The sequence below is a fragment of the Roseovarius sp. PS-C2 genome, from assembly GCF_018862045.1.
Taxonomy (GTDB): Bacteria; Pseudomonadota; Alphaproteobacteria; order Rhodobacterales; family Rhodobacteraceae; genus Roseovarius.
The window spans coordinates 130,683-144,682 of sequence record NZ_JAHKSQ010000006.1; the positions used below are offsets into that span (position 1 = coordinate 130,683).

General features: G+C 58.8%; 10 protein-coding genes. All 10 read right to left on the reverse strand.

Features of this window, described 5'->3' with window-relative positions; translation table 11 throughout:
• The 10 genes from KPG71_RS12795 to KPG71_RS12840 all read right to left on the reverse strand — a co-directional run bounded on the left by KPG71_RS12795 (position 1) and on the right by KPG71_RS12840 (position 13,964).
• Complete coding sequence (locus KPG71_RS12795) at positions 1–4,914, reverse strand: AAA domain-containing protein (RefSeq protein ID WP_216338401.1); 4,914 nt, start codon at positions 4,912–4,914, stop codon at positions 1–3.
• Positions 4,915–5,074: 160 nt separating this feature from the next.
• Positions 5,075–5,755 carry a rhomboid family intramembrane serine protease gene (locus KPG71_RS12800; RefSeq protein WP_253196251.1) on the reverse strand — a complete coding sequence of 227 codons (681 nt, stop codon included), beginning with the start codon at positions 5,753–5,755 and terminating at the stop codon, positions 5,075–5,077.
• A gap of 45 nt (positions 5,756–5,800) precedes the next feature.
• The gene (locus tag KPG71_RS12805) at positions 5,801–6,337 is read right to left on the reverse strand and encodes a hypothetical protein (protein ID WP_253196253.1); all 537 of its coding nucleotides are present in this window, start codon (positions 6,335–6,337) and stop codon (positions 5,801–5,803) included.
• Positions 6,338–6,493: 156 nt separating this feature from the next.
• A complete protein-coding gene (locus KPG71_RS12810) occupies positions 6,494–7,222 on the reverse strand; it encodes a DUF736 family protein (protein ID WP_216338402.1) in 729 nt (242 codons plus the stop codon).
• 124 nt (positions 7,223–7,346) lie between these two features.
• On the reverse strand, positions 7,347–7,652 hold the full coding sequence (locus KPG71_RS12815) for a hypothetical protein (protein ID WP_216338403.1): 306 nt from the start codon (positions 7,650–7,652) through the stop codon (positions 7,347–7,349).
• Positions 7,653–7,666: 14 nt separating this feature from the next.
• Entirely contained in the window at positions 7,667–11,941 is a 4,275-nt protein-coding gene (locus KPG71_RS12820; RefSeq protein ID WP_216338404.1) for a strawberry notch family protein, read from the reverse strand.
• A gap of 107 nt (positions 11,942–12,048) precedes the next feature.
• Entirely contained in the window at positions 12,049–12,324 is a 276-nt protein-coding gene (locus tag KPG71_RS12825) for a type II toxin-antitoxin system mRNA interferase toxin, RelE/StbE family (protein ID WP_071974127.1), read from the reverse strand.
• Positions 12,311–12,610 carry a type II toxin-antitoxin system RelB/DinJ family antitoxin gene (locus KPG71_RS12830; protein ID WP_044353023.1) on the reverse strand — a complete coding sequence of 100 codons (300 nt, stop codon included), beginning with the start codon at positions 12,608–12,610 and terminating at the stop codon, positions 12,311–12,313. Before KPG71_RS12830 ends, KPG71_RS12825 begins: the two co-directional genes overlap by 14 nt.
• A gap of 104 nt (positions 12,611–12,714) precedes the next feature.
• Entirely contained in the window at positions 12,715–13,371 is a 657-nt protein-coding gene (locus KPG71_RS12835; protein ID WP_216338405.1) for a hypothetical protein, read from the reverse strand.
• Entirely contained in the window at positions 13,371–13,964 is a 594-nt protein-coding gene (locus KPG71_RS12840; protein WP_216338406.1) for a regulator, read from the reverse strand. The genes KPG71_RS12835 and KPG71_RS12840 overlap by 1 nt, the downstream gene beginning before the upstream one ends.
• Between the last annotated feature and the right edge of the window lie 36 nt (positions 13,965–14,000).

Here is a 14,000-nt window from a genome sequence, read left to right on the forward strand (position 1 = left end):
TTAGTTCACCACAAAGTCGTCATGTTTAATCGGCCCGATACGACCCTTCAGGCATGGATGGGCCAAGACCTGAGCTAGCTTGCTATCGGAACTGGAAAACATGCGTTGAGAACCGAAAATCACCAAACGCTCCTTCGCTCGACTTAAGGCCACGTTGATACGGTTCTCAGTTCGCAGGAAGCCAATGTTCTTCTTGGAGTTATCTCGCACCAGCGAGACCATCACAATCGGGTTCTCTTTACCTTGATAACTATCAACCGTCCCTACTTTAATTTGATCACGCCAATTCCGATCGAGAGAAGAGGTGCCAATGCGTCGTTGAATAGCTGCTACCTGCTCAGCGTACATGGCAATTACACCGACAAATAGTTCGCTCTTTTGTGCGCATAAATGATTGTCCAAAAGGCCTCTGCCCTGGTCCGATCCAGCGAGGCGCTCTAAGCTCTCTACGATGTCCTCTACCTCAGAATCGTTGCTGACGCGGCCGGACCGAGCGGTTTCTTTCCCGCTTGAGCTTACCCAAGATATCTCGCTGTCGAACGGCCAAGGCAGGGCCCTCCACTCCGGCTGCGGCGCTCCTCGACCGGTCTTAAGTTTTCCATCATAGAAGACGTCAGAGACCATCCCCCCGATAGTAGGTGCCATTCTGTATTGAATGTCCAATAGCGCTGATGCTGTCTCACCGTAAGGGCTCCCAAAAGCCCTTTCGAAATCGCTACGCATCAACTGCGCTTCTTCAAGCCCCAGTTCCTTTGCCGCTTTCTGCAACGCCTCGCGATCAAGAAATGGTTCAAGTTGTTTCTGGTCTCCCACGAGCAAGACCTTTCGGCCCGTAACAAGTGGAATTGCCAATTCACTTCCTTGCGCTCGGGCAGCCTCGTCAACGACGACGAGATCAAATGCTTCATCAATCAATCCAAGTTTTTCGTCACCAAGACCGACACAGGTCCCGCAAACCAAACGACGTGTTCGGACAAAGACCGGTTCGAGAGCGCCACGCTGTCCAAGTGCTTCCTCGTACTCGTTTGCAGCCTCAAACAATCTGAGGATCAGCCGCGAAGCATCGGCCCGCTTCACACGATGGCGCTTCGCGGCATCTTCGAATAACCGAAAGCGTAACGCTAAAGGGTTCTGGCCAAGTTCGGGTTCGAGTCCATAGCTTGCGCACTGACGCTCCAAGACACCTTTCATCCGCTTGAGCATTTCAGCCTCAGCGGGTTCTGCAGCGCCCGAGCCTTCGATTTGTGATTGCAGCGCTTCAACCGTTTCGGCTGTCGCAACCACGCTACGAAGGATCTTCGAGCACTCACGAACAAATTCCGGCTCGATACCAAGAGGAGTCGCCAGAGCCACTACCCGTTCTGCGCGTTCTGCGGAGAAGCGCTGTCGCACACGTTCTTGTAGTGCCGCCGCGTGTGCATCTTTTAGGGCGCCATCAATCCTCTCAGCATTCGAAGCAATTCGAATTAGGTCAATTTCCTCTCCTCTGTTTCGAAACAAGTCCAGTAGCCGCGCTGCAGCCCCGTCAACGGCTTCATGCGTTTGCGCGGTCAGCAGTACATTCTTTGCTCCTCCATGTGTCAGAGCATGGTGAATGAAAGCCGCAATGAACATGGTTTTTCCAGTGCCCGGCGGCCCTTGTAGGAACGAGACAGGGCCGCGCTGCCAAAGCTTTGTAAGTGCTTGCGATTGTGGCTCATTCAAAGAGTAGTCAAGAGGCTTACGGCCAAGTTCAAGAAACTCACCAAGTGTGGCAGGGGCTCTATCTGAGAAGTACCTTTCCAGAGATACAATTTTGGGGGCGTCTACAATTTTCCGTAAAGCTGTTTGCCTACGCCTGATGTTTGACCTTTCGCCAATATCGATGAATTCCATTGGGACGTTTGGTCTGATGATTGATGGTGGACCACGATCAGATACGATCTCAATCACGCCCTCAGACCCACGCACTCTTTCAAGCTTGGCAACGGTTCGATCATTTGCCGCGACAAGCAAACCTGGCTCTAGGAGATTGGGTTCGGTCGCAAAGTCCACTTCAACACGGTAAACGTCCGGTCGGCTCACCATCCGCTTCGCTTCAGATAGCGCGGTTGCGCTTGGCCAGGTGGTGGCTTCTGCATCCAGCATTGCGTCCCAGACCCTTAAAGGGCTTGGCATGGCTGGTTCCGGTGATTGGTCTTGTGCTTCAGGCTCCTTTTTTGATGATATGCTGAGAATAGGGCGACGTTTGCGCTTTTGAGGATCCGGCGACTCAGGAAACATTTCGTCAAATCCTGGAAGATCGCGAACGAAGTTCCAGGAGTTCGAGCTCGCTGACGCATCTGAAACAAGAGTGAGTTCAATCCGATGACCTTTCCGGCTGGCGAATTGTTCGAGCCGGTTCGATGAGCGTCGGGATTGAGCTACGCGAAAGTTCTTTGTGGCGGCGTCAAATGAGACCTCAACCACGGCGTTCGAACCAACTATCGTAACACTTCGTGCACTTGGGTCCCTACCTATGGACCCATCGCTCTTGTCAAACAGAACGCGGTACCCGCCATCTTCTGGTGAGATGATTTTGCCATTCAGAATGTCTTTGATGGGAACTGCAATCGGCGCTTCTTCTTCGATTTTGGCCGCAAGTAGCTCATTAACATCCAAGAGAGAAATCTCTCTCCAATTTAGGCCAGCATCTTTTGGGCTCTCGGCTGCAAAAACCTCGGCTGCTTCAATGATATCACTTGCGGCAGCGCAGGTCTTGACAAGCTCCAAAATGATGCGACCTAGAGCCCTTCGGTCGCGCTGCATCGGATCGGGTTCGTGGCCACCATACGCTACCGTTTCTCTTGGCCCAGCCTCTTTGGTCGAAAAGTCCAGCCAGTCAATGATGCGAACAGCAACATCCTCATCTTCTGAATCTCCGTCTCCTGACTGATTTACCAACAAAAGGTTGGATGGAGAAAGATCACCGTGAGCAAGGTCGAGGTCGTGGGCAATCAGCACCGCCTTCGCGACAGAACGGCACAAATCGACTAGGCCGTCCTGGTCCAAATCTCGGATAAATTCATTACAGTCTGAGAGGCGATCCCCGGTTATCTCTTCAACGCAAAGGAACGGACCATAGGCGTCCAACGAACATTCGACTATCCGCGGCCCGATGGTAGGTGGGAGAACGGACAACGATTTGCCCCGCCGAACGAAATCTAAAATCGCTGAAGCTTGAGCCTGAGCATTACCGAGGGTCCACAGGCGTGCCCGCAGCATGGCTCCCGACCCCAGCTTGCTACGCCACTCAGTTACACCCGGTCTTGTCGGTGAAAGGCTTTCATGTATCGGGAAAGCCATCATGCAAGGTTCTTGGCGTCTATGTGGTTCAAGTAAGTCTATTGGGTCGTCTTCGCGGTCTTGCGAAAGCGCTTTTAGAAGTGCGCTGTGCGCTTCGATGCAATTGTCAAAACGCTCTCTAGGATTCGAAGACAGTGCCGTTTCAAACCAAGTATCCAGAGCGGGACCAATACCCGCCTCTGTCTTTGCTTCTTCTTTGACTGCGTAGAACGCGTATTCATCATCCAGTTCGTTTTTCGCTAGTGGTCCGAGAAGAATTTTTAGGCCGGCGTACGCGAATGCATGAACATCTGCGCGGAAAGGATCTAGCGCATCTGCCCCGTTGCTTTCTTCTGTGGCTGGATCGACCAGGCTACTGTGTGCAAGCCAGGCAAGACTACGAGCCGTTGTCTTGGTCTCGGGGGCGCGTGCCGTCACGAGATTCGATAGGCTGACACTTTGCCGCTCGAGGTCTAGCCAAACGCTATGCTCTCCAATATCCCGGTGGGCGACTTCTGCTGCTGCAAGCGAAGAACCAGCCTCCAAAAGGGCCTCAAAGAGAGCAATGCGAGTTTGGTTGGAGACCTCAGATCTGGTTCTCGGTAAAAACCGTTGGAGAACCATGTTGTCTGGGTGGTTCTGAAACAGTTCCCATCTAAGAGCGCCGCCTGAGTTGCTGCTTTCCTTAAACGCAAGCACCGGTGCGTCTCGACCGGTTTTGTGGCTGCGAAGGAACGCTTGGATGTTGTTCTCTCGCCCGACAAGAGCGTCTCGATCCGCGTCAACTATCGTTACGCCAACTTCCGCGTCGAAATTCCAGCGCCTTAGCAAGGCTAGGTCGTCATGTGCGTCTTTCGATGTCGCTTCGTAGTGTGCCCATAAGTCGGTCGAAAACACCTCATCGTTCTTTGCCCTGTAGGCCGAGTAGTCCATTTCGGCGACTGAAAAATGGCGGCCAATCTGAAAGAAACTTTTTAGTTTCCTGTAGATGTCGCTGTCTTTGTTCGTCAGTCCGGTCGGCGCTGACTTAAAAGCTGGTTTTCCAATTGTCGCATCAAGTCTCCTCGTGTTCTTTGAGTTGGCAATCAGCGTTGCAACATCCAATACTCTGCCTTTGCCGCCTTCTTTGTGGATTTGGGCAACTTGCGAAAAGTCGGTCGTCGAGCGCGCGAATACAACCGCCTTCATTACATATGGAACTGGATTTATCTTCGCGCTTCTCATGCTTGTGATTAGCGCATTTCCCGCGTCAATGAGTTTGAGAACAGGATCTCCCCCCATCGATCTTTGCTTTTTTCCTGAAATCTCTTGGCACCACTGGCCGCGATTGTAGGAGATTCTTCCAACCCAATCCTTGACGTCAATCATTAAAACTCGATCGTCGCAAATTAGGATGAGATCGACCTCATAACCCGAGTCTGATCTCGGGTCTTTTACAAAAACATTCGCATAACCAAACCAATTGGGTGGCAAGCCTTTTCTTAGCTCATCAAGTGCTGCAACCTCGCGCGCATGTGGTGAAGAGCCGCTCCACGATTTTATTGTAGCCATATCACCTCCGATCGTCAGAGCATCTTGCCGCATAACAACAAGGTGCGCGAGTAGTTTCACCTAAGCCCTACCTGCGCGCCTGCTTTGTCCCGCAGACCATTGGTTCTCTCATCGCCAAATCTTCCACGTGCGGCGAATGGACGGTATGCGGGCCTCGGATGCAGCATCTCGAATGTTCGTTGAACTGCATGATTGGGCCGAAAACGTAAGGTTTACTGCTTTAATCCAAATCGACGTCGCCCAATCGCGGCGCATGGACATGCGTCCGGACAAGGACTGCAGCGACCGCGCCCGCGATGGCGCCTAAAAGATGTGCCTCCCACGATACGCCGGTTTGACCCGGAAGAACGCCCCAAAGAATGGAACCATAGAGGAAACCGACCACCACTGTCGCACCCAGCGTGATCAGTGAGCGATCCACGAGGCCGCGCACGACGAGAAAGCCAAACCAGCCGAAGACCAGCCCTGACGCGCCGATATGGATGGCCGAGCTTCCGAACAGCCAGACAAGACCGCCGCCGAGGCCGATCACCACGGCGTTCACGGCCAGCAAGGCCCGCGTGGTGGTGGCCACCAGCAGCCCACCCATCACCAAGAGCGGCGGCGTATTGGCTAAAAGATGCGCGAAGCTTCCGTGCAGCAGCGGCATTGCGACGACGCCATCCAAACCATCGAGCTGCCTTGGAATCAGGCCGAAGGCCGGGTTCAAACCGTAGCCGATGATCCAATTGACGACTTGGACAGCCCAGAGCAGCGCGACAAAAGCGGCAAGCGCCGCGGCGCGCCGGAAGAAGACGCGCATGTGATCCCGGTTCATTATGTTGGCGACAGTAGACGTCACCACAGCGCCTACAATGATTTTTGCGCTGAACTGGATGCCGCCGCCTGTAACGCAGGTCATGGCGTCAACCTGGTCACGGCCCAGGCCAAAAATATGGCCTCGCCCTTACACCGTGTTGCCAGACCGCAGCGGCATGATTTCACGCTCGGGGCGCTTCAGGGTTTCGGCGTATTTGCGGGCATTGTCGTCAATCGTGCCGTGCCAGAGCTTCGAGACGAACTCGCGGGCGTCTTGGACCATCATGTCTTTCAGCGAAGAGGACAGCGCCATGAAAAGCTCATCCTCGCTGATCGCAGCGGCGCGGTGCATGGCGTCCGCGTAAAATGACGGGTCGTTGAGAACCTGCTCGCTCAGCGGCATCCGCGCAAGGTTCTCTTCCGGGATCGCCATTAAGATCGTGTCCTGCAGGTCGGTCAGATACGCACGCCGCGATGTAGACACCGGCTTTCCCGCCGCCTTGGCCTCCAGATTTGCCTGCCTTGTCCTCTCGAGCTTTTCTCTAGCATGGGTCATGATGACTTCTCGCTTGTGTTCAGGCAGCGCGAAACCGGTGCAACGCTCGATATGAGCAAGAAGTTCTGCAACCTCTGCTTCTACATCAAAGCCCTCGAACCACGGAGCTTTTCCAAGTCTCACCGCCATGCGCCTATCCCCGCCCAAACAATAGTATATTATCGTATATCATATTCAGTAGATCGCAAGCAGATGACGCCCGTCACGCAGCTAGACATGGAAAAAGGGGAACCGTGATCCCACGGCTCCCCTTTCGGTTCAGATCGTCTCCCCCTCGCGCGCCGATTAGGCGACCAAGGAGAGCCCCGCGCCTGCGTCCTGCGGCTGCTCACCGCTGTCGATGAACGGGATGATCGAGAAGGTCTGCCCGCCGCGCTGTTCTTCGCTCTGCACGGCGTTGACGCGCAGATCGCCATCCGGCGTGTTGATCAGCAGCGACAGGTAGTCATTGCCCGTGCGGCTGCTTTTCGCCATCCACGCCGAGCCGACGCGGATCGGTGTGCCCCGGGGCGAGCTGACCTCGATCCGGTAATCGGGGTGGGTCTCCTCGGATTTGTAGCTGTTCTCGATCAGCATGAACTCCAGATCGAACATCATGTTGGCGATGTAGCCGGTGAAGGCGTTGTCAGCGTCCATGGCGGTGAGCTCGCCCGAGATCGAGCCGGATTTCATCAGGCCGTTCGAGACCAGAGGGATGATCTCGAATTCGCCGCTTTGGGCCGCGCGCGCCTCTTTCGTCTGCACCGCGTTGACCCGGAAGGGGCCCAAGCCGACATCGATCTGCATCGAGATGTAGGGGTTGCCGCTGGTATTGCCGGTCTCGTTCCAAGCCGTGCCGATGCGCACCTTGCGGCCTGATTTGTTGACTGCCGTCACGTCAAAATCCGGGCTGCGTTCGGACATCTTGGCCCGCGCCTCCAACTGGATGGCAATGTCAAAGCGCGTCGAGTGGATCATGCCTGTGTATTGAGCGGTTGCGGTCTCGACATTGCGGGTGAGGGTTCCTGCGAACATGGGATGGTTCCTTTTGGATTGGCCGGTGTCTGACGTTCTTGCCAGCGCATCCGGGATTGCTTTCTCGACCCCTTGAGGGATCACAAACCAGAAAGCTCGCTTTCCTTTCTTCCCAACCTTCAGTTCAGCGCTGACGCCTGAAAGACTGTGCCACCTTCCCGCCGGGTACGACGCCCCTCGCCTGCCCGTCTGGCCTCGGATGGCGGTCCTGGGTATTCTCGTCGCCCTCCTCCGATCCCGCGATGAAGAACTCTGCTTCCTCCCCGTTCAACCGCTGCCCGCTCCGGTCGGTCAGCCCGATTGTGCTACCGTTCGGCTCAAACGTGATCAGGTATTGGCCGAGGCTGTCCTTGTGCACGCGGTAGCCGGTGTTGGCCCAATGTACGGTCTGACCTGCATTGATGGCGGCTTTGATCTCTCCGAGTGTCATGATCGTCCCCTCGCCTATTCTGCTGCCACTGAAGTTACGTCCCACGTGACGTCTGGTCCGGTTCCAACAATCCGGGAGAGGATGCCCGCTGTGTCGATCCCGTCCCCGTGCGGCAGAAACACCCGCAACTGAAAGGCGATGATCTCCGTGAAGCAGCCGAGGGCCTTGAGGCCGTCGATCATGCCCCGATCCGCACCGCCCAGCTCGAGGCGCATCTCGCCTGCGACACGGCGACGGGTCAGGGTCAGACCCCGGCCCAGATCGACAGGCGCGGTGGTGCCGAGGGCGGCGGTCAGCATCTCTTGGGACGTTTGCGGATTGGAGACGAGGAAGCGGGCGCGCAGCGCGGCCGCCCCTTCCTCGCTCAGCGTGCGCCCGATCATGGCGGTCGCCCCATCGGGCGTGACCCTGTAGATGCGTTCATTGGTGGTCGGAATGTCCTTCCAGATCGGCAACAGCAGTCCTGTCAACAGGTAGAGCTTGGTCGTGGTGGTTTTTGGCAGGGACGCAGCCTCGGCATCCCAAAGCCCTGCAAACTCGGGCCTTCCGATGTCTTCCCAGGCCGAAGACTCGAACCGCGTCTCCTCCAGATAGCTCGACCCGTTTGGCCTCACCGCCTTGCGCATCAGCGTGACAATGTCCTCGTCATACATCTGCATGGGCCGCGCCGAGATGAGCGCCCCGCGACCGGAGGCGCGGTTGACCATCGGTAGCTTGTCGGGATTGCGCGACATAGCCTCTTCGGCCCCAAGGACATGCACCGGATCCGTGACCTCAAGTCCGATGATCCGCGTCACGGCGCCGGATTTCGGGCAGGTCCAGAGATCTTCCGTGGAGACCTGTTCTATCTTGTCGCCGCGCAGGGTTTCCACGCCGAGATCGAGCATGCCCGCCGCGCGCGCCCGTTCGGTCTGATCGGCAATCCGGCGCATGAACTCGGCAAAGAGCGCGTTCTGCATGTGGATGGGAAGGGCAAGCACCCGATTCAGAAACCGCTGGATCGGCGGCAGCTCCTCAAGGAGCACCCCGTCCTTGTCGATCAGCCGCAGGGCCGTCCAGTCGATGAAGCTCTCGTAGCTCATCGCCTCGGCCCGCCCGGCGGCAAGATCGGCATAGTAGCCACGCAATGCCGCCCGCGCGATCGGGCTTTCGAGATTGTCCTCCTCGCGGAACATGCCCTGCGAGCCGGTCTCGCGCTGGCCTTTGGTGAGGGCCCCCAGCTGGTCGAGGCGTTTGGCAATCGTCGACGTGAAGCGCTTCTCGCCATGCACATCCGAGGTGCAGACCCGGAAGAAGGGCGCGCTGACCTGGGCCGAGCGATGCGTGCGGCCGAGCCCCTGGATGGCCGCATCGGCACGCCAGCCGGGCTCCAAGAGGTAGTGCCGCCGCCGCTTCTGGTTCTTTACCGTTTGCGCCGCATGATAGGACCGGCCCGTCCCACCCGCATCAGAAAAGATCAGGATATCCTTTTCGCCATCCATGAAGGCCTGGGTCTCGGAGGAATTGCTGCTGGCGGCGCGCTTTTCGATGAAGAGATGACCATCCTCGGCCTTGAGGGGCCGGATGGACCGCCCTGTGACTTCTGCCACGGCCTCGTCGCCAAAGGCCCAGAGGATCTGATCGAGCGCCGAGGGGATCGGGGCGAGCGTCATCAACTCCATCATGGCCGCATCGCGCAGGGCGAGCGCCTCGCGCGAGACAACGAGCGCCCCGGTCTCATCCCGCAAAGGTTCCGCCACCATGTTGCCGTCGATCTCGACGAGCTTTTGCGCATGGATCGGGAAGGCCTGTTCGAGGTATCCCAGAACATAATCGCGCGGCGTCAAGGCCCCCTCGACGAGTTCATCCTCCGGGTCCATCGTCTCAAGCCGACGCTTCAACAGGCTCTCACCCGTCGAGACCACCTGGATGACGCAAGCCTTGCCCGCCGCCAGATCGTCCTCGATGGCGCGGATGATGCTTGGAGCCTTCATGCCCATCAGGAGATGGTTGAAGAAGCGCTGCTTCGTGCTCTCGAAGCGGGACTTGGCCGAGGCGCGTGCGGTCGAGGCATTGGTCTCGCCCGAGGCATTGTTGACACCGGTCGCCGTCAACGCGGCTTCGAGATTGTGGTGGATCGTCCGAAACGAAGTCGCGTATGCATCGTAGATCTCGATCTGGGCGGGGGTGAGCGCGTGTTCGAGCACGTCATACTCCACGCCATCAAAGCTGAGGGCACGGGCCGTGTAGAGGCCGAGCGTCTTGAGATCACGCGCGACCACCTCCATGGCAGCCACGCCGCCGGCTTCCATCGCCGAGACGAAACTCTCGCGGCTTGGGAAGGGGTATTCGGAGCCCTGCCCCCAGAGCCCCAGCCGCGCGGCATAGGCGAGGTTGTGCACGCTCGTGGCACCCGTGGCCGAGATGTAGAAGACGCGGGCGCGGGGTGCTGCCAGTTGCAGCCGCAGGCCTGCAAGGCCCTGCTGGGAGGGTTTGACCCCCCTGCCCTGCTCGGACCCGGCCGCGTTCTGCATGGCATGGGCCTCGTCGAAAGCCAGCACGCCATCGAAGTCTTCGCCCATCCACTCGAGGATCTGGCTCAGTCGCGTGCTGCCGCATTTGCCCGCGGACCGTAGCGTGGCGTAGGTGACGAAGAGGATGCCACAGGTCACGGTGATGGGCTGGTCCGGTTTCCATTTGGAAAGCGGCTGAATGTCGGCAGGCGAGCCGCCGAGATCGGTCCAGTCGCGGATCGCGTCCTCGATAAGCGTGGCGGATTTGGAAACCCAGATCGCCTTCCTGCGCCCGGAAAGCCAGTTGACAAGGATGAGCCCCGCGCATTCGCGCCCCTTGCCGCAACCGGTGCCGTCGCCGAGGAAATAGCCGAGGCGATAGGCCCGGGCACTAAGGTCATCATCGGCGCGCGTCAGCTTGGTCTGGTCGTCATCGATGGTAAACCGACCGGGCAGATCGCGCCCATGGGCATCATGCGCCATGATGATGGTTTCCAGCTGCGCCTCGGAGAGATGTCCCTCCTCGATCAACCGTGCGGGCAAGCGCAAGTCATCACTGCCCGTGATTGAGGGCACGGGCGGGGCAACCGAGGCCATGGCGATGCTTTCAACGAGCGGCGTGGGATGTTCCTGTGCACCCGCGATCTCGATCCGCTGCGGACGGTAGCGCGCATAGATGTCCGAGATGGGCGTGTTGTCGCGCGGGATATCGAGGCTCTTGAAAGTGAGCGGGACAACGGCCTTGGCCCGAGATTTGGAGGGGACGACAGGCGCAGCGGCGGTCTTGCGCGGGGCAGATGATGGAACGGTCGGCCGCCCGTGAGGGATCGCTTCAGCCCGGTGGGTGGGCCGCATATCGGGCCGGGTTGCGGCCACGGCGTCGACAAATGGAAGGGCTTCGTCCAGATCGCACACAATGGCGCGGATCATCTCGCCGCACTCCTGCACCTTGTCGAAGACCATGAGCTGGGTTTCGACAGAGGTGCCGAGCTTGCGGTAGACCTGTCCCGGCATCGTGAGTGCCAAGCGCGGCGTGAGAAAACCGCAGGCGCGCGACCAATGCGCGGCATCGCGTTCGGGCTTGAATCCAGGCGGCATGATCGCCACCAGCCGCCCGCCGGGCGCCAGGCGCTTTGCAGCCGCGATAAGGTGTTTGGCGGCGATGTGTTTGTCCCGCGACCGATCGACCGAGGAGGCGAAGGGCGGGTTCATCACCACGACGTCGAGTAGAGCCGGCGTTTGCAGCAGATCGTCGATATGCTCGCCGTCATGGCCTGTGACCTCGCCACCGAAAACCGCGCGCAGGAGACGCTGGCGAAAGGGGTCGATTTCATTGAGCAGAAGCGTCGCACCGGCCCGTGCGGCGAAAGCAGCCAGGGCACCGGTGCCAGCCGAGGGCTCCAGCACGGTCTCGCCCTTGCGGATCGCCGTGGCCCGCAAGACCAGCGCCGCAAATGGCAGCGGCGTGGAAAATTGCTGCAGCCGGATCTGCTGCTCTGACCGGCGGGTTTCCGTCAGAAGCCGCGAGGCAAGCAGCTTTGCGGCGGCGATGTCACCCGCCGCGCCGTCCCAACGCAGCAGCACCTGGATGGCCGCGGCTTGCATCAGGTCATAGGCCATGCGCCAGTCCCAGGCACCGCCGGCATCGCTGCCATGAAACGTCTCGCGCATGATGCGCGCGAGCGCTGAATTGCGCAGGGGTTGGTTGTCGACCTCCGCGCCGATCTGCGCGAGCGCACAGGCGAGGTTAGCGTCGGAGATTGAGAGAGCCGGATTTGCCGGTTTGGGCCTGGACATGGGGATTTTCCTTTGGATCAGGGTCTGAGTTCCAAAGGACAAAAAGCCCGCTCTACACTTTGAAGGCGTAGAGCGGGCAATTTCTTAGCGGGGGGCCTGCACCCCGATCATGGCCACTGCTGCGCAGCATGAAGAACGCGCAAAATGGTCACCATCTCAGGGCTTTCAGCATAAACCACGATGTAGTTCGGCCGAACAACCATCTCCCTAGTCCCGTCCACACGGCCCGCGCGGTACATCTGAGGGCGTTCTGGAAGGAGGGACGTCTTGTGTTCAATCTCGTCTTTGAGAACTTGGGCGGCATCCGGGTTGTCGTCAGAGATGTAGTCAATGATTGCCAGCAAGTCGGCTATGGCCGTGGCTTTCCATTCAAGATTTGGCAAGGCGCTTCCCGTCAATCAATGCCTGGGCGTCTTGCATCGCCTTGGCATGGGGCGTTGTGGGCCTTGGATCGTCCAGCGCTTCCTGTACCTTCGCCCTGAACCAAGCGTCATAGGCATCCGGATCAGCGGTCAATCCGGCAGGCAAGCCGCCTTCTGCGGCCACGCGGGTCAGAAGAATACGCACCGCGTCGGAGAGCGTCAGACCGACGCCCGCAAGTGCGTCCGAAGCCTGTGCTTTCAGCTGATCGTCAACACGGACATGAAGCATGGATGTTTGGGCAGGCATGGATGGTCCTCCAGTTGATGGGAGTGATGTATCTCATTTGAGATACGAATTCAAGTCGGCAGTATGCGCGCGCGTGGTCCCGTGGTGTTGTCTCAGCGGGAAACTCAGCCACCCTGCCCCGCCAGGAACTCCGCCAGCACTGGGCTAGCCTCGCCTTTTGCGGAGCTGAGCAGCTCCGAGCCCGCAAGCGAGGCCTTCGACAGGCGTACGAGCCCACCGGTTTCCTCGATACGGTAGCAGCGGCGTTTTTGCCGACCCCGCCTGTAGTTGGTCACGGTGACGATCTGGCATGTACTGCCATCGGCGAGCGTCACAGGGGTGGCGAGCCTGATCTTGTCGCCTTCCTCGTAGTCCGGGATCGCGGCCCAATCCCGGCAGCGCTGACGCCAGGCATGGGCGTAGCTGCCTTCGTCTTTCAGGTTGGAGAGGAGCGCGATCAACGCAAGGGGAGCACGAGACTCGTTCGGTCCCGCGCTTTCCTCCATGTCCTTGTAGCCCCAGCAGCCGTCATCATATCGGGTAAGGAATACGGCGGCGAAAGTGATGGAGCCATCCGCATCGGTGACATAGGTCGTGTCTTCGACAGGGGTGCCGTCGATATTTGTGACCTTTGCCGCCGCGTACCAAGTCGAACCCACCTTGCAGGCTTTGACCAGTTCCGTCTTGCGCCTTTCGCCATGAGAGGTGCAGAGCCGGGCAATCTCCGCTTTCTCATCCGCGTAGGTCTGGATGCGGCGATCGGTATAGAAGAGCCAACCCATCACGCCGCCCTCCGGTCATCGATCTCCATGAGCGCATCGAGTGGCACGCGGTAGGGCTGCATGGCGTCGAAATCCTCGCAATTGCCGCAGTTCTGCACGATCGCGAAGGTGTCGCAGGCATCCTTGAGGATGACCCGGAAGGTACCGCCAAGGCCGGAGGGAACATCATAGGTCCCGCCGATGAGATAGTCCGAGGCACGGCGCACGAAGACGCGGATGCTGTGGCCATCCGTGGCGAGCCGGATCGTGCCCTGCCCCCGGTCGATGAGCACCTGCACGTCGTCCAGGATGTCCGTGTAGAACTGCCCGGTCAGGTCGCGAAACGCCATGCGGCGTTGCGCCATCCAGTCGGTATCCCGAAACGGGTTCATGCCATCGGCAAAGGCGAAGGAGGGATCGGCCTGCTCGGTCGTGACGATGCGGGTGGTCGTGCCATCGATGCCGTTCGAGCGCAGATGCACCCCGTTGCCGACGATGAGGATCAGGGCGGGCCTGTCTACAGGTCCGTTCCAGTTGGGCAGGAAGGTCTTGCAGCCGCGCGCATGGGCGATCTGCGCCGCGACAGCGGAGGCGGAGAACTTGAGAATAGCCATGGGGATGTCTTTCCGTTGTGTGTGGGAGGGTCGACC

Bases quoted from the DNA above. Each gene is read 5' to 3' on its own strand.
- KPG71_RS12820 (WP_216338404.1), bottom strand. From the start codon at position 11,941: ATGTCCAGGCCCAAACCGGCAAATCCGGCTCTCTCAATCTCCGACGCT.
- KPG71_RS12830 (WP_044353023.1), bottom strand. From the start codon at position 12,610: ATGCCTGCCCAAACATCCATGCTTCATGTCCGTGTTGACGATCAGCTG.
- KPG71_RS12815 (WP_216338403.1), bottom strand. From the start codon at position 7,652: ATGACACTCGGAGAGATCAAAGCCGCCATCAATGCAGGTCAGACCGTA.
- KPG71_RS12805 (WP_253196253.1), bottom strand. From the start codon at position 6,337: ATGGCGGTGAGACTTGGAAAAGCTCCGTGGTTCGAGGGCTTTGATGTA.
- KPG71_RS12810 (WP_216338402.1), bottom strand. From the start codon at position 7,222: ATGTTCGCAGGAACCCTCACCCGCAATGTCGAGACCGCAACCGCTCAA.
- KPG71_RS12840 (WP_216338406.1), bottom strand. From the start codon at position 13,964: ATGGCTATTCTCAAGTTCTCCGCCTCCGCTGTCGCGGCGCAGATCGCC.
- KPG71_RS12800 (WP_253196251.1), bottom strand. From the start codon at position 5,755: ATGACCTGCGTTACAGGCGGCGGCATCCAGTTCAGCGCAAAAATCATT.
- KPG71_RS12835 (WP_216338405.1), bottom strand. From the start codon at position 13,371: ATGGGTTGGCTCTTCTATACCGATCGCCGCATCCAGACCTACGCGGAT.